Annotated in this window: 1 protein-coding gene; it reads right to left on the bottom strand. The window is 54.1% G+C overall.

Annotated elements, in window-relative coordinates; genetic code table 11:
• Positions 1–70: 70 nt before the first annotated feature.
• Positions 71–314, bottom strand: a 244-nt coding sequence (locus BTV99_RS13045; RefSeq protein ID WP_143507237.1) for a type I secretion C-terminal target domain-containing protein, incomplete at its 5' end; no start/stop codon positions are given.

Below are 314 nucleotides of genomic sequence, written 5' to 3'. Positions count from 1 at the left end.
TCCCCATAAAACAGGCCTATAAAAAAAGCGGCAGATTGCTCTGCCGCTTTTTGCTAGGTCCGAATCCGACTTACTTGTCGATATCCAGCATGTTGTTTTGCAACATGAAGTCGATCACCTGAGTGGCCGTGGTGCCAGAGCCACCGGTCAGGGTGTCGAAGGTGTGGTTCGTCAGCACTATCTCCTGAGTCACAGGCGCCGCACTGTTCTCCTTGACCTGCAGGTGCACCCCTTCGTTGTCCTGGAACACAGAGAGCAGCCCCTTCAGGGTACTCTCCGTCTTGCTGCCGTCGTTATCCAGCAAATCGCTGAGA

The organism is Psychrobacter sp. Rd 27.2, from assembly GCF_001921755.1.
Classification (GTDB): domain Bacteria; phylum Pseudomonadota; class Gammaproteobacteria; order Pseudomonadales; family Moraxellaceae; genus Psychrobacter; species Psychrobacter celer.
Note: the sequence above shows the minus strand (reverse complement) of the source record. Positions and strands in the feature narration are given on the sequence as shown.